The sequence below is a fragment of the Bradyrhizobium sp. genome (assembly GCF_036009065.1).
Classification (GTDB): domain Bacteria; phylum Pseudomonadota; class Alphaproteobacteria; order Rhizobiales; family Xanthobacteraceae; genus Bradyrhizobium.
The window spans coordinates 1-13,815 of record NZ_DASYMN010000383.1 but is presented as its reverse complement, the minus strand read 5'-3'; the positions used below and the strand labels follow the sequence as shown (position 1 = coordinate 13,815).

At 62.8% G+C, this 13,815-nt stretch carries 12 protein-coding genes; 5 read left to right on the top strand and 7 right to left on the bottom strand.

Going from position 1 to position 13,815, the window contains the following annotated elements:
- On the top strand, positions 1-1,188 hold a 1,188-nt coding region (gene glnA / locus VGP39_RS23350; RefSeq protein WP_327570460.1), incomplete at its 5' end, for a type I glutamate--ammonia ligase.
- 391 nt (positions 1,189-1,579) lie between these two features.
- On the opposite strand, the gene VGP39_RS23345 is transcribed toward glnA, so the two are convergent.
- On the bottom strand, positions 1,580-4,294 hold the full coding sequence (locus tag VGP39_RS23345) for a bifunctional diguanylate cyclase/phosphodiesterase (protein ID WP_414644779.1): 2,715 nt from the start codon (positions 4,292-4,294) through the stop codon (positions 1,580-1,582).
- 371 nt (positions 4,295-4,665) lie between these two features.
- Complete coding sequence (locus tag VGP39_RS23340; protein ID WP_327570462.1) at positions 4,666-5,682, bottom strand: acyl-CoA dehydrogenase family protein; 1,017 nt, start codon at positions 5,680-5,682, stop codon at positions 4,666-4,668.
- A 373-nt stretch (positions 5,683-6,055) separates the two neighbouring features.
- Between VGP39_RS23340 and VGP39_RS23335 the strand changes: the two genes are divergently transcribed.
- From VGP39_RS23335 to VGP39_RS23325, 3 genes are all read left to right on the top strand, one after another.
- The gene (locus tag VGP39_RS23335; protein WP_327570461.1) at positions 6,056-6,712 is read left to right on the top strand and encodes a helix-turn-helix domain-containing protein; all 657 of its coding nucleotides are present in this window, start codon (positions 6,056-6,058) and stop codon (positions 6,710-6,712) included.
- Positions 6,713-6,936: 224 nt separating this feature from the next.
- Positions 6,937-8,331, top strand: coding sequence for a TAXI family TRAP transporter solute-binding subunit (locus tag VGP39_RS23330; protein WP_327570459.1), 1,395 nt, complete (start codon positions 6,937-6,939; stop codon positions 8,329-8,331).
- Positions 8,332-8,334: 3 nt separating this feature from the next.
- Positions 8,335-8,670, top strand: a complete 336-nt coding sequence (locus VGP39_RS23325) for an MmcQ/YjbR family DNA-binding protein (protein ID WP_327570458.1) — start codon at positions 8,335-8,337, stop codon at positions 8,668-8,670.
- 123 nt (positions 8,671-8,793) lie between these two features.
- On the opposite strand, the gene VGP39_RS23320 is transcribed toward VGP39_RS23325, so the two are convergent.
- Positions 8,794-9,486 (bottom strand): hypothetical protein, encoded by a 693-nt coding sequence (locus VGP39_RS23320; protein ID WP_327570457.1) that lies wholly within the window; start codon positions 9,484-9,486, stop codon positions 8,794-8,796.
- A 219-nt stretch (positions 9,487-9,705) separates the two neighbouring features.
- On the opposite strand from VGP39_RS23320, the gene VGP39_RS23315 reads away from it, so the two are divergent.
- Complete coding sequence (locus VGP39_RS23315; protein ID WP_327570456.1) at positions 9,706-10,836, top strand: AI-2E family transporter; 1,131 nt, start codon at positions 9,706-9,708, stop codon at positions 10,834-10,836.
- A gap of 136 nt (positions 10,837-10,972) precedes the next feature.
- On the opposite strand, the gene VGP39_RS23310 is transcribed toward VGP39_RS23315, so the two are convergent.
- The 4 genes from VGP39_RS23310 to rpsI form a co-directional block, all read right to left on the bottom strand.
- Positions 10,973-11,269, bottom strand: a complete 297-nt coding sequence (locus VGP39_RS23310; RefSeq protein WP_327570455.1) for an antibiotic biosynthesis monooxygenase family protein — start codon at positions 11,267-11,269, stop codon at positions 10,973-10,975.
- Between the two features lie 111 nt (positions 11,270-11,380).
- Positions 11,381-11,608, bottom strand: a complete 228-nt coding sequence (locus tag VGP39_RS23305) for a hypothetical protein (protein WP_327570454.1) — start codon at positions 11,606-11,608, stop codon at positions 11,381-11,383.
- A gap of 57 nt (positions 11,609-11,665) precedes the next feature.
- Entirely contained in the window at positions 11,666-12,895 is a 1,230-nt protein-coding gene (locus VGP39_RS23300) for a GGDEF domain-containing protein (protein ID WP_327570453.1), read from the bottom strand.
- A 710-nt stretch (positions 12,896-13,605) separates the two neighbouring features.
- Positions 13,606-13,815, bottom strand: a 210-nt coding sequence (gene rpsI / locus VGP39_RS23295; RefSeq protein WP_327570452.1) for a 30S ribosomal protein S9, incomplete at its 5' end; no start/stop codon positions are given.

Sequence of the window (13,815 nt, the reverse complement as noted above, 5' to 3'; positions counted from 1 at the left end):
ACCGCGACGATCGATCCGTTCTTCGCCGAAACCACCATGGTCATCACCTGCGACGTGCTGGAGCCGACCACCGGCGAGCCCTACAACCGCGACCCGCGCGGCATGGCCAAGAAGGCCGAGGCGATGGTCAAATCGATGGGCGTCGGCGACACGATCTTCTTCGGACCGGAAGCCGAATTCTTCGTATTCGACGACGTGCGCTACTCGGCGCTACCCTACAACACCGGCTTCAAGCTCGATTCCTCGGAATTCCCGACCAACTCGGACACCGAATATGAGGGCGGCAACCTCGGCCACCGCATCCGCACCAAGGCCGGCTACTTCCCCGTTCCGCCGCAGGATTCGGTGCAGGACATGCGCTCGGAAATGCTCGGCGCGATGGCCAAGATGGGCGTCAAGGTCGAAAAACATCACCATGAAGTGGCAAGCGCCCAGCACGAGCTCGGCATGAAGTTCGACACGCTGACGCTGATGGCCGACCAGATGCAGATCTACAAATACTGCATCCAACAGGTCGCGCACATCTACGGCAAGACCGCCACCTTCATGCCGAAACCAGTCTATGGCGACAACGGCTCGGGCATGCATTGCCACCAGTCGATCTGGAGGGACGGCAAGCCGGTATTCGCCGGCAACAAATACGCCGACCTGTCGGAGACCTGCCTGTCCTACATCGCCGGCATCATCAAGCACGCCAAGGCGATCAACGCCTTCACCAACCCCACGACCAATTCCTACAAGCGCCTGGTCCCGGGCTATGAAGCCCCGGTGCTGCTCGCCTACTCCGCGCGCAACCGTTCGGCCTCCTGCCGCATTCCCTACACCGCCAATCCGAAGGCCAAGCGCGTCGAGGTGCGTTTCCCCGACCCGATGGCCAACCCCTATCTCGGCTTCGCCGCGATGCTGATGGCGGGCCTCGACGGCATCAAGAACAAGCTCGATCCGGGCCCCGCGATGGACAAGGACCTCTACGACCTGCCGAAGGAAGAACTCAAATCGATCCCGACGGTATGCGGTTCGCTTCGCGAGGCGCTGGAGAACCTCGACAAGGACCGCGCCTTCCTGAAGAACGGCGCCGTGTTCGACGACGATTTCATCGACAGCTATATCGAACTGAAGATGACGGAGGTCGAACGGTTTGAGATGACCCCGCACCCGATCGAGTTCGAGATGTATTACTCGCTGTGAGGTTTGCGGTGCGATTTTTTGGACCGCGCGCGGCACGATGTGAGAATAAGAAAGGCGCTTCGAAAGATGCGCCTTTTTTGCGAGGTGAAGCTACTTTTCTTGCGGTAACATCAAGATTACGGAATCCGATCGATACGAAAACCAACATCGGTTGAAGCGCTTAAGGCGCATCGCAGGGATGACGAGCGAACAAGCGATGTCTTGCGGCAAGGATTGGGCACATGCGGCAACCTGGTGGCAATCGGTGGCGTTTTGCGGCTTCGAAGCGCAACATTCACGAACACGACATTGATCGCGAGCGAGCCATCGAAAAAACACGAACGTTCCTGGTTCACATTCAAGGAATTCTGGACTCTATCTGGTAGAGCCGATTGCTAGTCTACCCACCTCACTACGCCACAGCGCCTATGTTGCCATGGCGCCCCAGCAGCAGCCGCCGCACCTCCGCTGCCGGCTTGGCCGCGCTGAACAGATAGCCCTGCATTTCCGTGCAGCCGAGCGTGCGCAGCAATTCCTTTTGCCGTTCGGTCTCGACGCCCTCCGCCGTCGTCGTCATGTTGCGCGCGTTTGCGATGTTGACGACGGCCTGCACGATGGGCGAGGAGCCGTTCGGCTCGGCGATGTCATTGATGAAGCAGCGGTCGATCTTGATCTTGTCGAACGGAAAGCGCTGCAGGTAGCTCAGCGAGGAGTAGCCGGTGCCGAAATCGTCCAGCGCTATTCGCACTCCCACCGCGCGAAGCTGATGCAGGATCGCGAGCGCTGCCTCGTCGTCGCGAATCAGCACCGCCTCGGTGATCTCAAGCTCCAGCCGGTTCGCTTTGAGGCCGGACGAGGCCAGCGCGCTCGCGACATGCAGCGCCAAAGTGTGAGTCCTGAACTGGACCGGCGAGACATTGACCGCCAGCTTGATGTTTTCCGGCCAGATGGCGGCCTCGAAGCAGGCCTGTTCCAGCACCCATTCGCCGAGACGGTTGATCAGGCCGATATCCTCCGCAACCGGGATGAACTCGGCCGGCGAGATCATGCCGCGCTCGGGATGACGCCAGCGCAGCAGAGCCTCGCAGCCGGAAACCGCGCCGCTTTTGAGGTCGACGACCGGCTGATACGCGATCTCGAACTGGCCCTCGACGATCGCCTGGCGCAAATCCAGTTCAAGCGTGCGGCGTGCCCGCACGCGCGCATCCATCTCGCGTTCGAAGAAGCGATAGGTCCGGCGGCCGTCGGATTTGGCGCCATACATTGCGAGATCGGCGTTCTTGAGCAACTGGTCGAGGTCGGTCCCGTCCTGGGGAGCCAGCGCAATGCCGATGCTGGCGTCGGTGACAAGGTGATGACCATGACACTCGACCGGGATGCGAATCGCCTGATAGATCCGGATCACGAGGTCCATGACCTCAGCCGGATTTTTGACGGCGGTCTGAACGATCGCAAATTCGTCTCCACCCAAACGGGCAACGAAATCAGTCTCTCTCACACACCCGCTCAAACGCGACGCGACCGCCTTCAGTAGTTCGTCGCCGATGGGGTGGCCGAGCGAGTCGTTGACGCTTTTGAATTCATCGATGTCGATGTAGAGCACGGCAAGCTGCCCGCTCCGGCCGATCTTTTTCAGCTCGCGCTCGAGCTGATCGCGAAACAGCACGCGGTTGGGCAGATCGGTCAGCGCATCGTAATGCGCCAGATGCGCGATCTGCTCGTCGGCGCGCCTACGCTCCGTAAAATCTTCCAGCGTGGTCACCCATCCGCCGTCCGCCAGCGGCTGGTACAGCACCTGGATCGAACGGCCCTGCGCGGTGGTCAGGATCCGTTGGAAGGCCCCTCCCTCCGCCATCTTGCGCAGGATGGCCTCGACGTATTCGTCGACGTCATCCGTAAAGGTCCCGGTTTCCTGGCGATGCCTCAGCAGTTCATGAAAGCTGCAGCCCGGCTTGATCACGTCGCGCGACACGCCGAACATGTCGACATAGCGCTGGTTGCAGATGACGAGGCGCTGCGATGCATCGAAGAACAGCAGCCCCTGCGTCATGTTGTTGACGGCGGTGTCGAGGCGCTGCTTTTCCAGTGCCAGCCGGCGTTGCGAGTGTTGGTGTTGCCGCGATATTTGCCGCACCACCAGAAACAGGATGAAGGTCACGACCAGCGCCGAAAGCGTGGCGATGCCGATCAGGAACCGGGTCTGTTCATACCAGTCGGCAAGCGCCGCGGACACCGAAGTGGTGGCGACGACCGTGATCGGAAACTTACTCAGGCGGCGAACGGCGCCGACCCGGTCCTCGCCGTCGATCGGACTTTTCAGCCGCAGCGTTCCGTGATCGGGTTTTGGCGGCCGGACCAGTTCGAGAAGTGCTCCGCCCTTGAAGCTGCGCCCGATCATCGCCGCGTTGTGCGGATGGCGCGCCAGCAACGTTCCATTCTGATCGAACATCGAAATCGCGGCGCCATCGCCGAGGGCCAGCGAGGCGAAGAACTTTTCGAAATGCGCGGGTTCGACGCCTCGCGAAATGCTGCCAAGAAACTCGCCATCGGTCCCGGTCACTTTGCGGGCGATGATCGTGGTCCACGCGCCGGTGACGCGGGCGTAAACCGGTTCGATCAAAACCGTCGGCGATTGCGGGCCGGACGCGAAGATCTTGAAATACGCCCGGTCGGCGACGCTGACGTCGGGGACCGGCCACACCCCCGATGCGTTGATCAGCTTGCCATTTGAATCGAACAGGTTGACGGCGCCGAGATAGGACAATGCGCTCAGTTTGGCCCGCAGCATCAGATGCACGTCCTCGCCGGACATCCGCCGCCGATAGTCCTCGGGCGTGCCTATGCCGGCGGTATAGACATATTCGACCAGGCTGTTCTGAATGACTTCGGCGTCGCCGAGCTGCTGGTCGAAATGACGCGCGAGCAGTAGCACCGTATTTTCCAGTTCGCGCTCGCTGCTGACGAGCGCCCGCTCGCGGAAATTGCCGACCATCATCGCAGTGCCGACAATGATGGCGGCGATCAGAAGCACGCCGCAGAGGATCAACCAGTGGATCGGGCTTCGCCGCCCCGACGGCCCAATAGCCATGAAGCGGCCCGCACCGGCCCCGGCCAGACGACCGCGCATGCTCCTCGCTGACGGGTGCTTTTCCATAGCCCAACTCCCGGGAGCATGGATACCGCGGACAAATGGAAGCACCGTTAGGAATTCCGGTTAGGGAACCGTTAATCCTAAGTCGACGTTTATGGGGGAGCCGGTGGCGACACCGGCGAAGCGGGCTCCTTTCCTTACCTCTCCCCGCAGGGGGAGAGGTCGAATCCGGAGCGTAGCGCAGGCTTCGGGTGAGGGGTCTCTCCACGCGCTCGGACTCGCGGATAGGCCCCTCACCCGCCGCGCACCTAGCGATGCGCGTCACCTCTCCCCTGCGGGGAGAGGTGACGACACCCACGTCAGAAAACCTTGTCCACCGGAAGTCCGAGCGCCATCGCGCCGGCATATTACGCCTGCGGCCCCGACTGCAACGGATGATAGCGGGCGGCCTGGATGTCGCGGAATTTCCGCTCGAGGCCCGCTGACCGGTAGAAGCCCGCGCCGCCGGCGAGCTCCATCGCCAGATCCACGGCCGCGATCGCATGGCGCGCCACCAGTTGCCGGCCGATCATGACCTGATTGATGGTCTCGGCCGACGGCGTATTGAGGCGAACCGCCGCCAGCATCGATTGATGGGCGAGCCGGGCCGCGGCCAGTTCGGTTTCCATGCGTCCGGCAAGTTCGACGACATGATGGTTCGCCGGCCTTCGCTTGGCGAGGCCAATGGCGATATCGCGGGCGCTCTCGGCGACGCCGAGATAGACGGCATAGACCAGCGAGAAGCCGATCGTCCCGATGATCTGAAACAACGGGTGCCACTGCCCGGCGACGCGCCGTGCGGCGACCGCGGCCTCCGGCACGATATGACCGTCGATCATGACGTCATGCGAGCCGGTGCTGCGCATGCCGAGGGTGTGCCAGGTGTCGAGCACTTTGACATGCGGCGAATTCATCGGGATGCCGAAATGCAGCACCATCGCCGGCTCGCTTTCGGTCTCATACACCGCGCTGGTCATCAACAGATCGCCGGTCGGCGCGCCCGAGGAAAACACTTTTCGCGCGGTGATGCGGTAGTAGCCGCCGTCCACCTTCTCCGCCTTGCCGGACCCATTGAGCCAGTCCGAGCCGCCGCTGGAGACCAGCTGGATGCGCTCGGTCGCGATCCGCCGCAGCAGCGGCTCGACGGCGGCGGCTTTTTGATGGGTCCATCGCCAGGCCGGGATGGCGACCTGGTGGGTATGCATCGAAAACGCCAGCGCCGTCGATCCACAGTGATGGGCGAGCGTGCGCAACATCGACGCGAGTTCATCGATGCCGGCGCCGCCGCCGCCGAGTTCTGTGGGCACGCCGGCTTTGAACAGCCCGGAGCTTTTCAACAGCGCGAAATTCTCAGTGACGAACTTGTCTTCGTCCGTCGTCTCCATGGCGCCCTGCTCGAATACGAATCCGAGTCGCAATGTCGGTCACCGTGCGCCGCTCGGCAGACTCGGTGTTGATGGCTTCGATCACGCTCATGATATTTTTCCTTCGCTGCAATGCTCACCCGCGGAATGCTCACCCTGCGCCGAGTGTCACCGGGAAGCCTGCTGCAAACCAGTCCACGAACTGTACTGCGGCAACCTGCCGCCTGCCCTAGCTCGCTGTTAGCGCTGGTGTTTTCGACTGGCGGTGACGGCCCGTAAAATTACGCTCAGGTTCTGTACTACCTGCGGTCCGTTTCATGCGTGCCTCCCTGGGAGTCCTGTCGTGAACGATCAAGCCAAGCAAGGCAGCTACGGGCAGTTCTGCCCGGTCGCGATGGCGGCGGAAATCATCTGTTCGCGCTGGACCGCGCTGATCCTGCGCGAAATGCTGTGCGGCACCACGCGCTTCAACGATCTCCAGCGCGGGGTGCCGCTGATGTCGCCGACGTTGTTGTCGAAGCGGCTGAAAGAACTTACCGAGGCCGGCGTCATTGCGGTGACCCGCAACGGCCAGCATGGCGTCGCCGAGTACAAGCTCACCGAAGCCGGCGAGGATTTGCGCTCCGTCATCATGTCGCTCGGCACCTGGGGTCAGCGCTGGGTGGAATCCTCGCTGTCGCTGAAGAACCTCGATCCCTCGCTCTTGATGTGGGACATGCGCCGCAACCTCGTCGCCTCGCTGCTGCCGGATCGCCGTTGCACCGTGAAGTTCAGCTATCCCGAACTGAGCGCGGGCCGCAAATCCTGGTGGATCGTCAGCGACGGCGGCGAAATCGATCTCTGCAACGTCGATCCGGGTTACGATGTCGATCTCTATGTGAGCGGCTCGCTGCACGCCATGACGGCGGTCTGGATGGGCGCTTCCACATTGAAGGCCGAGATCGACGCCGGCACCATCACGCTGACCGGCGACAAGGCGGTTGCACGCTCAATGCAGGCGTGGCTGGGCCTCAGCATGTTCGCGGGAGAAAAGCGCCGGGTGGCGAGTTAGATTTGTTGAGTTGTCATCGCGAGCCAAACGGGTGACGCAAAGCGTCGCCCGTTGAGCGAAGCAATCCCGTTTGCGTCAAAGAACTGGATTGCTTCGTCGCAAGAGCTCCTCGCAATGACGGCGCGGTCCTTCGCCGCACCGGGCGCGGAACCTTAACCAAGCACCGCGCTTTGGCCGAGAGAGCCGTACCCGCGGCCGCGGTTTTGCTGTAGCGTGGCGGGACGATGGCCTCCACAGACCTCGACACGCGCGTCTCGCTCCGGCGCCGCAAGAACAGGATCTCCGCGTTGCTGGTGCTCGCCGGCGGGCTGCTGCTGTTTGGCGCGGCGGCGGGCGCTTTGTATTGGGCGCTGCGGCCGGTCACCTTGCGGATCGCCGTCGGCCCCCCCAACAGCGACGACCAGAAGCTGGTCCAGGCGCTGGCGCAGACCTTTGCCCGCGACAAGAGCCATGTCCGGCTGGCTCCGATCGCGACCGAAGGCGCGGCCGAAAGCATCGCGCTTCTGGCAGGCGGCAAGACCGATCTGGCGGTCGCCCGCGGCGATCTGGAAATGCCGGCCGACGCCGAGTCCGTCGCCATCCTGCGCAAGAACGTTGTCGTGTTGTGGGCGCCGTCCGGGCTTGCCGCCAAGGGCTCGAAGAAACCGCCGGCCCCGAAAATCAAAACCATCGACGAACTCGCCGGCCGTCGGGTCGGCGTCATCGGCCGGACCCAGGCGAACGTCAAGCTGCTTAAAGTCATCCTGAAGGAATCCGGCGTCGATCCGGACAAGGTTGCGGTCACGCAGTTCGGCACCAACCAGCTCGCGGAGATGTCGCGCGATGCGGCCATCGATGCCTACATGGCGGTAGGCCCGCTGGACAGCAAGATCACCATCGAAGCCATCGCCGCGACGGCCAAGGCCAGGGGCGAGCCAAAATTCCTGCCCGTCGATGTTTCGGAAGCCATCGCGCAGAAGAATCCGCTTTATGAAGCCGAGGAGATACCCGGCAGCACGTTCAGCGCGTCGCCGGCGAGACCGGAGGACAAGATCGATACGGTCAGCGTCAATCACCTGATCGTCGCGCGCAAGGCGCTGTCCGAAACCGCGGTCGGCGGATTCGTCCGGCAGCTGTTCACGGTTCGCCAACAGCTTGCCAAGGAAGTGCCCGGCGCGGCAAAAATCGAAAAACCCGACACCGACAAGGACGCGGCGCTTCCCGCGCACCCCGGCGCGGCGGCCTATATCGACGGCACCGAACGCACCTTCCTCGAGCGATACAGCGATTATTTCTGGTTCGCGATCCTGATTTTCTCTGGGCTCGGCTCGGCCGGCGCCTGGCTGCGCCACTACCTGAAGCGGAACGAGCGGGAGCAAAACACGGTGCATCGCGAAAAACTTCTGGCGATGATTCCCAAGGTGCGCGAAACGGAATCGGTGGAAGAACTCGCCGCCATGCAGCACGAGGTGGACGGCATACTTCGGGAAACGCTCGAATGCTACGATGATGGCGCGATCGAAGAAGGCGACCTGTCGGCCTTTGGCCTCGTCATGGAACAGTTTCACCATGCCGTGGTCGACCGCCGCGTGGCCATCGCCGCTGCCGCGCCCGACCTGCCGCGCATGCGCGCGCTGTAAGCCATGCCGACCGCCGCCGACGTCCGCAAGACGGCGCTTGCGCTGGACGGGGTCAGCGAGATCGATCATTGGGGCCGGCCTGCTTATCGCACCTCAAAGCGTATTTTCGCGGTGGTGCGGCCGGACGGGCTCTATCTGCATCTGCCGGAGGAACGAAAGCAGTTCCTGTTCGAGGCAGCGCCGGACGTGTTCGTGCGGTTCATGTGGGGCAAGACGGCGAATCTGATCGTGCAGATCGCCAAACTTTCGAAGAAGGAACTGGAAGCGCTGGTGCGTGAGGCGTGGCAAGATGCAACGCCGACTCCGAAAGCAGCGAAGCCGCGCCCGATGGCGAAGTAAACGTAGGGTGGGCAAAGGCGCTCTTGCGCCGTGCCCACCACACTTATTTCGAATGCGGGCTTGGATGGTGGGCACGCCACCGGACGCTTTCGCGTCCGGTGACTTTGCCCACCTACGCATTCTTCACTTTCGGATGAAAACCTCTTTGGCGTCGATCGCTTGCTTCGACGTCAATCCTGCCGCGGTCAGCGCCGCCGCTGCCGGATCATCCGCCCCGCTCCACCACGGCAATTTCGCCTCGACCCCCCGCGTCACCGGCTCACCCAGCACGCCACCGAAATCGAGCGGCCAAATCCCATTGGGTACGGCTTCGACGCTGACGCCGCGAAGCCCGAAACCTTTGCCATAGGTTGCCTCCAGATCGTCCGGCCCGACCACCCGCATGGTCGCGGGATCGTTGATGTCGGTGAATGCCGCTAGCACCGGGATCAGCGCGCCCGTCACCGGTGCTGTGCCCCTGATGCGGTTCATCTCGGTGAACATGGTCTTGCGGCCGGCGGCGTTGAATGCCCGCAACGCCACGTAGTTCATGCCGTCGAGTTCAAGCCCGTTGTCACCGATGTGCGCGAGCAGCGCGAAAAGCTTCTTGCCGCCGAGATCGACCAACACCGCATCGCCCCTGGTGAGCGTCGATCCGCGCCGGCTGTAGCCGCGGTCGGGATGCACCGCCAGCACGCCGGATGCTGATTTGACGCCGTCGGGCGTCTCAACCTCGACCGCCAGGCGGTATTTGTGGCCCGGCCGGTTGATGCGGATCTGATCGCCGATCACCAGCGCCGCCAGCAGCCCGATCGGACCGGCCCATTTGAAATTCATGCGAGTCGCTCACCCAACGGCCCGTGGCCCGGACGCCGGTCTTTGGTACGGTCCTGGCTCTGCGGAGCGGCAAGAAGAATGCCGCACCGCGTCCGGGACCCGAGAGGCACCGCCCTGCACGTTTCAGCCCGCAGCGTCAAACCGGCTGTCCGCTGGCCGCTTGATCCCGGAGGCATTTAACGGAAGAGTGCCGTCAGCGGCGGTTTGAAAGGAATCACGGTGGCACCTCCTGCTGACGATCGTATTCGCTGCCGCAACGATCTTGCATGGGCGATATCGGTCGGCGGCATCGGCACCGTCCTGTTCGCAGCGCTGTTGGCCGCAGCCTGGTTTTTCGCCTCGACGCTGTTTCTGATCTTTGCAGGCGTGCTGCTCGGTGTCGCGCTCTACGCCATGAGCAACCTGCTCGGCCGCGTTACAAAACTCCCGCATTCGCTGCGGCTTGCCGTCGTCTGTCTCCTGCTCGCGGCGCTGCTATCCGGCGTGATCTTCCTCGGCGGCGCTACCATTGCCCAGCAGGCCACCGTACTGAGCAACACCATCAAATCGCAGATCGTCAACGTCAAGGCGTTCCTCGAAAAGTACGGCGTCGATACCAGTTACCTCGATATCGGCAATCTCGCCGCGGCGCCCGCGGGCTCGCCAGCCTCGGAAGCGCCCGCAGCGGCGCCGCATAATCTGCCCAGCGCCGGCGCCATCGCATCGAGCGGCGGCGCCATCCTCAGCCAGACCTGGAAAATCGTGCTCGGCACCGTCGGTGCGGTCGGCAACTTCTTCATCGTGCTGTTTCTCGGCCTGTGCTTTGCCGCGCAGCCCGGCGTCTACCGCAACGGCCTGATCTACATGGCGCCGGCGCGGCATCGCCCCAATACCGCCATCGTGGTCGATCGCATCGGCGAGACATTGCAGCGCTGGCTGATCGCGCAGATGATAACGATGTTCGCGGTGTTCCTGATAACCTGGCTCGGTCTGGCGCTCATCGGCATCCCGAGTTCTTTCATCCTGGGCGTACAAGCCGGCCTGCTTACATTCATTCCGACCGTCGGCGCGCTGATCGGCGGGCTGATCGTCGTGCTGGCAAGCCTGGCGTCGGGATGGATCGCCGCATTGAGCGCGTTCGTGCTTTTTCTCGGCATTCACTCGCTGGAAAGCTACATCCTGACGCCGATGCTGCAGCGCCATGCGCTGGAAATTCCTCCCGCGACGCTGTTCGCGTTCCAGATCCTGCTCGGCGTGGTGTTCGGCATCTGGGGCCTCGCGCTCGCGCTGCCGCTGATGGCGATCGTGAAAGTCGTGATCAATTTCCTGCATGAGGATGGCGAGGGAAAAGCAGAGATTGCCGCGGCATGAACCGTTATGTTCGTCATGGCCGGGCTTGACCCGGCCATCCACGTCTTACCCCGCATCGATGAAGAAAGACGTGGATGCCCGGCACAATGGCATGTACTCGGGCCGGCTAAGCCGGACCCGTGCCGGGCATGAGCCCTTAAAAACTCGCCACCGTATCGGTATGCTCGACCTCCGGCGGCGCTGCGAAATGCGGCCCGACCAGCGCCCGCCATTCGGCGAAATTCTCCGAGCCGCGAAAATCCACCGTGTGATTTTCCAGCGTCTCCCATTTGATATGCAGCCGGTAGCGCGACGGCTTTTCGATTCCGCGGTGCAGCTCAAAGTTCTTCCAGCCCTTGCAGCGCCTGAAGATCGGCTCCGCCTTGGCGATCGCGGCCTCAAAATCCTTTTCGCTGCCCGGCTTGACGTCGATCTGGGCGATTTCGGTGATCATGTGGGCTACTGCCTTTCGGTTTGCGTCATGCCCGGACGCGATCCGGACATCCATCTTTTTGAAAGCGGATGGATTGCCGGGTCAAGCCCGGCAGTGAGGAAATCGAGGGGTTTAGCTGAACGCGATAACGAAGCCGACGACCATCAGGCAGCAGCCGATGAACGCAATCATCGGCCAATTGATTCGCGGCCGATCGTAGCGGCCCTGGGCGCGGCGCTCGATGATCAGCGCGGTTTCGTATTCGTCCGAGCTCGAGAACATGCAGGCAAAATCGCTGCGCGCCGACGCCGCTGCGGTTTCCAGCGAGACCAGGGCAGCATGGGCGCGGGCCGTGTCCATGCTGCGGATATTATGGAGCCACTGGTAAACACGCGGTTAGCGCGGCTCTTTGAGCGGTCATGCCCGGAAGGCACTGCTGACGCTGGGCAGATGGCCGCGCCCGGAGAGCCCCGCGATCTTGCGCCGCCCGCTTTCCAGCGACAGCGGCTGCTCGCTCGCCGCCTGGACGCGGTTGCGCCCCGCCCGCTTGGCCTGATAGAGCGCGGTGTCGGCCGCCGCGAGCAGCACGTCCAGTTCGGTGAAAGCCGGCCCGCCGGCTACCCCGATGCTGACGGTGGTCTCCACCGGCGCATCGTCGACGGCGATGCCGCTGGCAGCGAAAGCCTCGCGCACGCGTTCGGCGGCGATCAGCGCCTCATCCATCGAGCACGGCAGCAAGGCCGCGAATTCCTCGCCGCCGATCCGCCCCGACAGGTCGGTCATCCGCAGCGTATTGGTCACCACCGCTGCGAACAGCTTTAGCACCTCGTCGCCCGCCGGGTGGCCAAACCGGTCGTTGATCGACTTGAAGTGATCGATATCGAAGATCATCACCGTGACGGCTCGCCCGGCAGCGGCTTCGCGTTCGATCATGCGCGATGTCGCCTCGGCAAAGCCGCGGCGGTTGAACATTCCGGTCAAGGGATCGATCGAAGCCGCCGTCTTGTGGACACTCACCGTGCGCTCCGACACCAGCATAAAGATGATGAAGACGGTGCCCACCGCGTACAGCACGAGCTCGATGGCAAAGGCGGTGACCCAGATGCTGGTTGAGAAGTTTTCGTCCTGGACACGCAAAAAATCGCCGAGCAGGATGGGCAGCATCAGCACAAAGCCATGCAGCACCGGGACGGCGACGGCGGGCCAGCGCTTCTGCAGCTTCCTGCGGCGTTCCGACCACAACTCGTTGGCAGTCAGCGCGGCATAGATCGCAACGATGCCGGCGCCGATCGTCATCCGTAATGCCGTGTCTTCCGGCAGTATCGTCGTGATGGCGGCAACCCACGCGATCGCGCCCAGCAGAATGCCGGGCCAGTTCGGCTTGCGGCCATGAAATACCCGCGCGGCATTCCAGACCATGCCGCAGGCAACGAAGCCGAAGGCGTTCAGCGCCAGCGAAGGCACCTCACCGAGCGCCGTGCTCGCCAATGTCCAGAGCGATACGGAGGTGGCGCCGAGAATGTAGGCGGCGCCCCACCAGTTAAGGGCCGCGATGCGCTCCTGCCTGCCGAAAAACAGCAGCATCACTCCCAGCAGCGCGGCGACCAGCGTGGCAACCAGATAAAGCGTGGAGGTATCGAGCGACATGAGGCGTGTCACCAGTTTGTTTTGTCTCGCGTTCCCGGCGCGGAGCCAGTTTCAGGGGTTGTGGGATGCCAGAATTTACGCTTCTCGCGTTCGCAATCCGTTTGCGCGCCGCCACAACTTTTATCGAAAAGTAGCGACAATTCGTCGGCAGTCCGGCAATGAAAAAGGCGGCGGGCGGCGGCGCTGGCCTGGAGCTCCGCTGCTTCCGCGTCGTTACGAGCAACGGGTGAGAAGCGCCGCCCGATGACAGGCACCACGAAGCAATCCATGATGCGGTGAACGCGTATGCGGAAGAATGGATTGCTTCTCGCAAGAGCTCCTCGCCAGCCACACGCAAGAGGTGGATTGCTTCGTCGCTTCGCTCCTGGCAATGACGGTCTTGCCGCACGCACCGCCGTCATCCTGAGGCGCTCGCCTCGCGATGCGAGAGCATCGCGTGCTTCGGCGAGCCTCGAAGGATGGGCCACGTGCGCTCGTGGCCATCCTTCGAAACGCCGCGCAAGGGCGCGGCTCCTCAGAGTTTGTGAATCTATTCGAGTTTCGACGTTTCTGCGGGTCCTAAGTCTTTGATTTGCCTCATGTCGGAAAACGCAAAAATCAATAGATTCACAAGCTCTCAGGATGAGGCAGTGGTTTGGCAGCAACAAAAGAAAAAGGCGGCTGCCGTTTCCGGCAACCGCCTCTTGATTGTCGATACTCGCGCGAAACGCTTACCGCTTCGAGAACTGGAACGAGCGGCGCGCCTTGGCCTTGCCGTACTTCTTGCGCTCGACCACGCGGGAGTCGCGGGTGAGGAAGCCGCCCTTTTTCAGGACGCCGCGAAGGTCCGGCTCGAAATAGGTCAGCGCCTTGGAGATGCCGTGACGCACGGCGCCCGCCTGCCCCGACAATCCGCCGCCGGCGACGGTGCAGATCACGTC

Excerpts from the sequence above, each read along its gene's own strand:
- VGP39_RS23335 (WP_327570461.1), top strand. The coding sequence starts at position 6,056 with ATGGCGGCGGAAATCATCTGTTCGCGCTGGACCGCGCTGATCCTGCGC.
- VGP39_RS23345 (WP_414644779.1), bottom strand. The coding sequence starts at position 4,294 with ATGCGCGGTCGTCTGGCCGGGGCCGGTGCGGGCCGCTTCATGGCTATT.
- VGP39_RS23300 (WP_327570453.1), bottom strand. The coding sequence starts at position 12,895 with ATGTCGCTCGATACCTCCACGCTTTATCTGGTTGCCACGCTGGTCGCC.
- VGP39_RS23325 (WP_327570458.1), top strand. The coding sequence starts at position 8,335 with ATGCCGACCGCCGCCGACGTCCGCAAGACGGCGCTTGCGCTGGACGGG.
- VGP39_RS23305 (WP_327570454.1), bottom strand. The coding sequence starts at position 11,608 with ATGGACACGGCCCGCGCCCATGCTGCCCTGGTCTCGCTGGAAACCGCA.
- VGP39_RS23320 (WP_327570457.1), bottom strand. The coding sequence starts at position 9,486 with ATGAATTTCAAATGGGCCGGTCCGATCGGGCTGCTGGCGGCGCTGGTG.
- VGP39_RS23340 (WP_327570462.1), bottom strand. The coding sequence starts at position 5,682 with ATGGAGACGACGGACGAAGACAAGTTCGTCACTGAGAATTTCGCGCTG.
- VGP39_RS23310 (WP_327570455.1), bottom strand. The coding sequence starts at position 11,269 with ATGATCACCGAAATCGCCCAGATCGACGTCAAGCCGGGCAGCGAAAAG.
- VGP39_RS23330 (WP_327570459.1), top strand. The coding sequence starts at position 6,937 with ATGGCCTCCACAGACCTCGACACGCGCGTCTCGCTCCGGCGCCGCAAG.